Below are 8,170 nucleotides of genomic sequence, written 5' to 3' on the forward strand. Positions count from 1 at the left end.
GAGGGTCAGCGCCCGTCCGCGGGTGGACGCTGCGACAGCCCCGGTCTTCACTTCATGGCGCCGCCACATCGGAGTTCGGAGCGTGGAATAGACAGAGAAGACGCGCCCGCCCGATGGGGCGGACGGGCGCTGCCCCGGCGGCGCTGCGCGCCTTGCTTCCGGGTCGGGGAGGTCATCTCCCACACGCGCCGATTGACTTTCGCCCCGGCGCCGGAAAACATTTGCATACGAACAGTCTCGCATCCGAGGGCAGCTTCATGAACACGGGCGTTTCGGGCCAGTCGGGCCAGATCGTCGGCGTCGATGTCGGCGGCACCTTCACCGACCTCGTCGCGCTGGACCCGGCCACGGGCCAGGTGCGGCTGGCCAAGGTGCCCTCGACGCTGGACAACCAGGCCTACGGGGTGATGGCGGCGCTGGAGGAGGCGGCGGTCGACCTGGCCGCGCTCGACCTCATCGTCCACGGCACCACGACGACGACCAACGCGGTGCTGGAGCGCAAGCTGTCGAAGACCGGCCTGATCACCACCGCCGGTTTCCGCGACGTGCTGGAACTCGGCCGGCGGACCCGGCCGCAGCCCTACGGCATGAAGGGCAGCTTCACCCCGATCATCCCGCGCGACCTGCGGCTGGAAATCCCCGAGCGGATGGATGCGGCGGGCGAGATCGTCACCCCGCTGGACGAGGACGCCCTGCGCGGCGCCGCCCGGGAGCTGCTCGACAAGGGCTGCGAGTCACTCGTCGTCCATTTCCTCCACGCCTATGCCAACCCGGCGCATGAGCTGCGCGCCGCCGAGATCCTGCGCGAGCTCTGGCCCAACCAACACGTCACCCTCGGCCATGCCCTGCTGTCGGAAAGCCGCGAGTTCGAGCGCGGGGTGACGGCGGCGGTCAACGCCTCGGTCCAGCCGCTGCTGGAACGCTACATCCGCCGGCTGGTCGAGGAGCTGGCGGGCGGCGGCTATGCCGGCGAGGTGCTGGTGATGAACGGCAATGGCGGCATGGTCTCGTCGCGCATGGTGGCGCGCGAGGCGGCCAAGACGGTGATGTCGGGCCCGGCTTCGGGGGTGATGGCGGCGGCCTATACCGGGCGCCAGGCGGGGATGCCGGACCTCATCACCTATGACATGGGCGGAACCTCGACCGACGTCGCCCTGATCCGCGGCGCCGAGCCCTCGGTCTCGAACGAGATCGAGATCGAATACGCCATGCCGATCCACGTGCCGATGGTCGATGTCCGCACCGTCGGCGCCGGCGGCGGCTCGATCGCCCGGGTCAACGCCGCTGGCCTGCTGGAAGTCGGCCCCGAAAGCGCCGGCGCCAGCCCCGGCCCGATCTGCTACGGGCGCGGCGGCACCGACCCGACGATCTCCGATGCCAACCTGCTGCTCGGGCGGCTGAACCCGGCCAAGCTGAAATCGGTCGAGGGCGGGGTGTCGCTGGCCGATGTCAGCGCCATCTTCGAGGCCAAGCTGGCCCGGCCCCTCGGCCTGACCGTCCCCGAGGCGGCCGAGGCGGTGATCCGGCTGGCCAATATCAAGATGGCCGGCGCGATCCGCATGGTCTCGGTCTCGCTCGGCGCCGACCCGCGCGACTTCGCCCTCTTCGCCTTCGGCGGCGCCGGCCCGTTGCACGCCTCCGCGCTGGCGCGCGAGCTGGGCGTGCCGCGGGTGCTGGTCCCGGCCCGGCCCGGCATCACCAACGCACTGGGCTGCGTTGTCGCCGACCTGCGGCACGATTTCGTCACCACCCTGAACACCCCGCTCGACCTGCTCGACATGGATCACCTGGCGCAGGTGCTGGAGGGACAGGCGGTCGAGGGCGCGGCGCTGATCGGCGCCGAGAAGGTCGAGATTCGTGACACCCGTCCGGTCTATTCGCTCGACATGCAGTTCATCGGCCAGACCCACCTGCTGCGCGTCCCGCTCGACGGCCCGAAGATCAGCCGCGAGGCCCTGCGCAAGCGCTTCGAGGAGGTCTATTTCCGCCGCTTCCGGGTCGAACTGGCCGAGATCCGCGCCGCCGTGGTCAACGCCAACTGCTCGGTGATCGGCGCCCGCGCCCCGCTCGACCTCTCGACCCTGATCGACCCTGCGGGGCGCAAGGCGACGCTGGCCGAGGCCCGGACCGCCCGCCGCGCGGTGATCTTCGACGGCGCCGCCCACGACACCCCGATCTACTGGCGCGACCACCTGCCCGGCGACTTCAGCCTCACCGGCCCGGCCATCATCGAGCAGATGGACACCACGGTCCTGATCGAACCCGGCGATACCGCGACGGCCGACGGCGCCGGCAATATCATCGTCACCCTGGGGGGCCGCGCATGAGCCTCGATCCGATCACCCTCTCCGTCATCCAGGCCGGGCTGCAGCAGGTCTGCGACGAGATGGACCTGAGCTTCTCGCGCGCCGCCTTCTCTCCCGTGATCGCCGAGGCCAACGACCGCTCGGACGGCATCTACAGCGCCGAGGACGGATCGCTGATCGCACAAGGGGCCGGCGGGCTGCCGGTCTTCGTCGGCACCATGCAGGCCTCGACCGCGACCCTGATCGAGCGCATCCGCGCCGGCCGCAGCGCGGCGCCGCAGCCGGGCGACATCTATATCGTCAACGATCCCTATCTCGGCGGCACCCACCTGATGGATGTCCGCTTCGCCCGGCCCTTCTACCGCGACGGCGAGATCTTCTGCTGGCTGAGCAACACCGGCCACTGGCCCGATACCGGCGGCGCGGTGCCCGGCGGCTTCTCGGCCTCGGCGACGGCGGTGGAACAGGAGGGGCTGCGCCTCCCGCCGGTCCGGCTGTTCAAGCGGGGCGTGCTGGACGAGGAAATCTATTCCATCATCTGCTCGAACATCCGGGTCGCCGACCAGCGCATCGGCGACGTCAAGGCGCAGGCGGCGGCGCTGATGGTCGGCGAGGAGCGGCTGACCGAACTGCTCGACCGCTACGGCGACGCCACCGTGCGCGCCGCGATCGCCGAGCTGCGCGCCCGCGCCGCCACCCAGATGCGCGCCTTCATCGCCGCCATCCCCGAGGGCCGCCACGAAAGTACGGCCTGGATCGACAGCGACGGCGTCGTCGACGAACCGCTCGCCATCCGCCTCGCCGTCAGCCGCACCGGCGACGACCTGCGCTTCGACTTTGCCGGCTCCTCCGCGCCCTGCGCCGGGCCGATGAACTCGGTGAAGGCGACGACGCTGTCCTCGGTCTACCTGGCGATGCGCCACATCTTCCCCGAAGTGCCGATCAGCGCCGGCGCCTTCGAGCCGCTGCAGGTGACGGGGATCGAGGGCACCTTCCTCGACGCCCACTACCCTCGGCCGGTCTCGGGCTGTGCCGCCGAAGTGTCGCAGCGCATCGCCGAGGCGGTCTTCGCCGCGCTGGTCGCCGCCCTGCCCGACCGCGTCACCGCCGCCCCGGCCGGCACCTCGGGCAACTTCGCCCTCGGCGGCCACGACCCGGCGCGGGGCCGCGATTTCGTCATGTACCAGCTGTCGGGCGGCGGCTATGGCGGCAATGCCGACCATGACGGGCTCGCCAATGGCTGCTCGACCATCGGCATCTCCAAGGCGCCGCCGGTCGAGATCATGGAGCAGCAATTCCCCGTCCTCTACCACCGCTACGCCCTGCGCGAGGGCTCGGGCGGCGCCGGGCGCCATCGCGGCGGCTTCGGCCTCGACTACCTGCTCGAGCTGCGCCGGGGCGCGGCCCGGGCCAGCTTCGTCATGGATCACGGCCGGGTCGGGCCGCAGGGGGCGCTCGGCGGCCGGGACGGCGCACCGAACGAGGTCACGGTCTGGCGCGGCGGCGCGGCCTACACCCCCGCGCACCTGTCCAAGGAGCAGGACATTCCGCTGGCGCCCGGCGACCGGGTCCATGTCTGCACCCCGGGCGGCGGCGGCTATGGCGACCCCCTGACCCGCGATCCGGCGGCGGTGGCCGAGGATGTCCGGCTGGGCCGCTACACGGTGGCGCAGGCGCGGGAGCTGTTCGGTGTCGCGCTGACCGGCACGCCGCCGGAGGTCGACACGGCCGTCACGGCAGCATTGCGGAACGGTTAGGCCGGGGGCGCTGCCCCCGGACCCCCGGGATATTTGCCAGCAGAAAGAAGGCGCGCAGACAAGATCATCTTTCTGGTCGCGATATCCCCACCGGAGGCTCCGCCCGCTCCGCTGGCGCCTTGGCCGGGCAATCAGCCGAGTTCGAGAATGCGCTCGGGCGTGCTGCGGCCCAGGGCCAGGTCGCGCAGGGCGCGGAGGTTGCCGCGCAGCCGGCCGCGGCGGTCGACCCAGGGCTCGGGCCGCAGCGAACGGCCGAGATTGGCCGCGAGGTTGCGCGCCATCATCCGCAGGGCGCGGCGCGGCGCCATCGTGCCTTTGCGCATCAGGTAGGCCGGGTTGGCGATCTGGGAATAGCCCAGCCGGTAGCCCGGCGAGCGCCCGGTCTTGGTCCCCAGATGGACCCCCCGCAGCGCCCCGGCGCGGACGATCCGGCCATGCGGGGCCAGCCGGCGCGAGAAATCGACGTCCTCGAGCCAGGCATAGAGCGGCAGCCGCTCGTCGAAGCGCAGCTGGTTCTGCAGCACCGGCCGTGCCCGCACCGCCATGTTGCAGCCATAGCCGTTATAGGTGTCCTCGAGCCGGTCGTCGCCGCGGCCCTCGGCGGCGCGCAGCCGGGCCAGGCCCTCGCTGAAATCGTAGCCCGGGCCGAGGATGCCGTCGGCCACCACCGTGCCGGTCGCCACCACCACGTCCGGGTTGTCGCGGAACAGCCGCTCGGTCTGTTCGACGTAATCCGGCGCCATCAGGAAATCGTCGTCGAGCAGCAGCAGCACGTCCTCGGGCGCCAGCATGTTGATCGCCCGGTTGCGCTGGACCGAGGCGCCCTTGTCGCCGCTCACCACCATGCAGGGAAAGGGCAGGTCCTCCAGCGTCGATTCCTTGAGATCCCCCGATTCGGCCACCGACAGGACGACGAAATCGGGCAGCCGGGTCTGGCGGGCGATATCGCGCAGCGTCCGGGCCAGGATCTCGGGCCGACCGGTCGTCGGAATGGCAAGAACCAGCCTCATTTCGGCCACATTTCGCTGCTTCCTTTGGAAGACCGGAAATAGCAGCGTGCTATGGGGGTCGTCGATATGCAAGCTTGTGGCCATGATCGCCTCGTACCGGTTACTGCTTCGTCTATTCCGGCCGCCCTTCCGGGCGACCACTGAGCGTGAGGGAAAGCACATGGCGATGACCGAAGATCGTTTCTCCGGCGCCCACGCCCTGCGCCCTTGCCCCGGCTGGCTGGCAACGATGTCCGCCGCCGCGATTCGCCGTGCCGTCGTCATCGGCTGCGCCCTGGCCTGGGTCATGGTGATCGGCCTGGCCGTCGCCTGATTGCCGCGCGCTTCGGATTTCTCCCTGACCTAGCAGGCGCCGTCGCGGAACAGCACCACGCGCACCGTCCGCAGCAGGATGCGCAGATCGGACCACAGGCTGTGGTTGCGCACATATTCGACGTCCATCGCCACCCGCTCGGGATAGGTGGTGTTGCTGCGCCCGCTGACCTGCCACAGCCCGGTCAGACCCGGCCGCACCGAGAGATACTCGCGGAAGTTCTCGCCATAGTGATGCTGCTCGTCCTCGACGATCGGTCGCGGCCCGACCAGCGACATCTCGCCGCGCAACACATTGAAAAGCTGGGGCAATTCATCAAGGCTGGTGCGCCGGAGGGTGTCTCCCAGGCAGCTGATCCGCGGATCGTCGGTCAGCTTCTGGGTTTGCTCCCATTCGCGCCGGGCGACCGGATCGGCCGCGAGCAGCGCCTCCAGCCGTTCCCGCGCATCCGGCACCATGGTGCGGAACTTCAGGCAGCGGAAGCGGCGGCCGTTCAGGCCGATCCGTTCATGCGCGAAGAGAATCGGTCCGCCCTCGCGCAGCTTGAGAACCGCCGCGATGATCAGGAAGAACGGTGCGAAGAACAGCAGCAGGACCGCCGCGCCCAACTTGTCCAGGGCGATTTTCCACAGCGGTATCGTGTTCGCGCCACCCCGGGACAGGTCCAGGCGGTTGAACGAAGACACGATCTTGCCTGCCCCGTTGCTACGGGGGTCGGTAATGTCACTCATGCTTTGTCAGCCGGAACCCGGCCCCTCTCTCGGTTGTCAGTTCCGAGATCACACCCAAGACTGTGTTAGACGCTGAGCTGCCTTATTTTTGACACCATTATTGGCAAATCTCTGTTTCGCGTCTCACAACAGTCCGGCACCCACGTGTTAAATATCTGAAGTATAATAGTTTTTATAAACACGTTACTCGCGCTCGGAACCACGGGACAAGCCGTCGTACCCTCGTATCGCCACCTTGTCTCGTCCCCCCGGACACGTCGATAGTCCAAATGGTGCCTCAATTCCGCCCCATTCGCAACAGGCACTGCGATTCGGCACGAATATGGGTCGCCACGACATGGCAGATGGCACGACAAACGGACACAGCGCGTGAGCAACAAGACCTCTTCCCCCGCGCCCCGGCGCAAATCCGGCACCGTCGGCGACGGGATCTGGACGATGATGGAGCGGGTGATCTCGCAGGGCACCCAGCTGGCGATCTTCGTCGCCGCGGCGCGGTTGCTTAGCCCGGCCGAGTTCGGCGTCTTCGCCCTCGTCTCGACCTGCGCCATCCTGCTGCTGCGCGTCGCCGAGGTCAGCTGGGCGCCCTATATCATGTCGTGGAGCGGCGACGACACGGTGCCACGCCAAGTGGTGATGATCGCGCTCTATGCCGGGGTGGCGATGGGCGCGGTCGGGGGGCTGGCCGGGGCCCTGCTGCCCGCCCTGGGATTCGGCGCCCAGACCGGACACCTGGTGATGCTGTTCGCACTCTGGGTGCTGCTGGCCACCGTGTCATCGGCGCAGAAGGGAATGATGATCTGGCAGGACAGGCTGCGCGCCTCGGCCGCCGCCGAGATCACCGGCGACGTGGTCGGCATGGCGGTGGCCCTGGCCTTCCTGTTCTCGGGCTGGGGCGTCTTCGCGCTCGCCTTCGGCCGGCTCGCCTTCCAGTCGACCCACCTGGTGCTCAGTTTCGCCTTCACCCGGCGGGCGCCGCTGCCCGGCATGGAGGCCACGGCGCTGCGCGACCTGATCGCCTATTCGCGGCAGAACTTCACCAGCCGGATCATCGCCAACCTACGCCTCTACGTCGCCACCTTCGTCATCGGCGGCTTCCTCGGCCCGGCGGCGGTGGGCTATTACCGCGCCGCCGCGCGGCTGGTCGGCGCCGTGGCCGAGGTGATCGGCCAGCCGGCCCATGTCCTGGCCTGGAGCCTGTTCCGTCAGGTCCGCGACGCCCATGAGGGCAGCACCACCGGCTTCCAGACCCAGGCCAAGCTCTATTTCACCGCGCTCTTCGCGCTCGGGGTGCCGGTCTTCGTCTGGCTTGGGGTGATGGGCGAGGACCTGATTCGCGGCCTGCTGGGCGAGAAATGGCTGCCCGCGCTGCCGGTGGTCGCCGTCCTGGCGCTGTCGCGGGCGCTGCAACTGCCCGGCCCGGCGGTCGAGCCGATCATGTCGCTGGCCGGGCAGGTCCGGCGACTGCCCCTGTTCACCCTGTTCGGCCTGGTGCTGAGCGTCGCGGCAACGACGGCCGGAGCGACCTTCGGCCTGCTGGCGGTGGCCTGGTCGCAGGTCGTGGTCAGCGCGGTGATGGCCGTTGCCTCGGCCCGGCTGCTGCAGCGCCATGCCGGGCTGAGCTGGCCCGGCATCCTCTATTCGATGCGCCGCATCGTGGTGCCGCTGCTGCTGGGGGCGGCCGTGATCCTGCTGCTGCGCGAGTTTCCCGCCTTCGAACAGCTGCCGGCACTGGTGCGCGCCTTCGGCGCCGTCGTCCCGGCGCTGGCGATCTACCTCGTCGCCCTGGCCGTGGCCGAGCCGCGCCTGCGCGCCCTGGCCCGGTCCCGGCTCCGGCGCCGGCAGGGCGGCGCCCGGAGCTGAGCCCTGATTCGTCCCCGCCGCTCGCGGCGAAGCGGCCGGGCGAGGGCAGATGGCCGCGCCACGGCCAGATGTTGTGGCCGGCGGCCCATGCGCCCCACATCTGGAACGATGACAACCCCCGATTGAATACCCGTCGCGCAGTCGCCATGCGGCTGCGCCCTGAAACAAAGCGTTTCGATTTGCCTGAAAA

6 protein-coding genes are annotated in these 8,170 nt (G+C 69.6%); 4 read left to right on the forward strand and 2 right to left on the reverse strand.

Features of this window, described 5'->3' with window-relative positions:
• The first annotated feature begins 257 nt into the window (after positions 1 to 257).
• Together ACFOES_RS01125 and ACFOES_RS01130 are read left to right on the forward strand one after the other, a co-directional pair.
• The gene (locus ACFOES_RS01125; protein WP_377831093.1) at positions 258 to 2,327 is read left to right on the forward strand and encodes a hydantoinase/oxoprolinase family protein; all 2,070 of its coding nucleotides are present in this window, start codon (positions 258 to 260) and stop codon (positions 2,325 to 2,327) included.
• A complete protein-coding gene (locus ACFOES_RS01130) occupies positions 2,324 to 4,063 on the forward strand; it encodes a hydantoinase B/oxoprolinase family protein (protein ID WP_377831097.1) in 1,740 nt (579 codons plus the stop codon). Before ACFOES_RS01125 ends, ACFOES_RS01130 begins: the two co-directional genes overlap by 4 nt.
• A 131-nt stretch (positions 4,064 to 4,194) precedes the next feature.
• Here ACFOES_RS01130 and ACFOES_RS01135 read toward each other — a convergent pair whose 3' ends face one another.
• A complete protein-coding gene (locus ACFOES_RS01135) occupies positions 4,195 to 5,073 on the reverse strand; it encodes a glycosyltransferase family 2 protein (RefSeq protein ID WP_377831099.1) in 879 nt (292 codons plus the stop codon).
• 160 nt (positions 5,074 to 5,233) lie between these two features.
• On the opposite strand from ACFOES_RS01135, the gene ACFOES_RS01140 reads away from it, so the two are divergent.
• Positions 5,234 to 5,386 carry a hypothetical protein gene (locus ACFOES_RS01140; RefSeq protein ID WP_377831102.1) on the forward strand — a complete coding sequence of 51 codons (153 nt, stop codon included), beginning with the start codon at positions 5,234 to 5,236 and terminating at the stop codon, positions 5,384 to 5,386.
• Between the two features lie 29 nt (positions 5,387 to 5,415).
• Here the strand turns inward: ACFOES_RS01140 and ACFOES_RS01145 are convergent, their stop codons facing one another.
• On the reverse strand, positions 5,416 to 6,117 hold the full coding sequence (locus ACFOES_RS01145; protein WP_377831105.1) for a sugar transferase: 702 nt from the start codon (positions 6,115 to 6,117) through the stop codon (positions 5,416 to 5,418).
• A gap of 369 nt (positions 6,118 to 6,486) precedes the next feature.
• On the opposite strand from ACFOES_RS01145, the gene ACFOES_RS01150 reads away from it, so the two are divergent.
• The gene (locus ACFOES_RS01150) at positions 6,487 to 7,980 is read left to right on the forward strand and encodes an oligosaccharide flippase family protein (protein ID WP_377831109.1); all 1,494 of its coding nucleotides are present in this window, start codon (positions 6,487 to 6,489) and stop codon (positions 7,978 to 7,980) included.
• Positions 7,981 to 8,170 lie beyond the last annotated feature (190 nt).

Source organism: Acidimangrovimonas pyrenivorans, assembly GCF_042643245.1.
Lineage (GTDB): Bacteria > Pseudomonadota > Alphaproteobacteria > Rhodobacterales > Rhodobacteraceae > Acidimangrovimonas > Acidimangrovimonas pyrenivorans.